The sequence below is a fragment of the Shigella sp. FC1967 genome (genome assembly GCF_001743005.1).
Lineage (GTDB): Bacteria > Pseudomonadota > Gammaproteobacteria > Enterobacterales > Enterobacteriaceae > Proteus.
This window is the reverse complement of record NZ_MIIZ01000281.1, coordinates 1-249: the sequence shown is the minus strand read 5'-3', so window position 1 is coordinate 249 and position 249 is coordinate 1. Positions and strand designations below refer to the sequence as shown.

The 249-nt window shown below is 47.8% G+C and carries 1 pseudogene; it reads right to left on the bottom strand.

Annotated elements, in window-relative coordinates:
- Nucleotides 1-249: pseudogene (locus BHE89_RS02560) on the bottom strand (IS200/IS605 family accessory protein TnpB-related protein); the annotation flags it as partial.

The following is a 249-nucleotide window of genomic DNA, read 5'->3' as shown; positions in this document are numbered from 1 at the left end:
TCCAGTTTTACCAGATGGACGCCTTTTTCTACGGCTTTATATTCCAGCTTTGTGATAAAACCATGCCAGCCTGCATCTCCGATAGCGCGAGCCAGACAGTGGTTTTTCATCATATTCGCCGATTTCAGTGTCTCGACAATTACCGCTTGGTTTCGTCAACAATTGCACGAGAGAGTTTGTGTTGAAAATCAGCACGGGCATTGGCTACCCGTTCGTGTACACCTGCAAGCTGTATTCGGGCTTTACGGC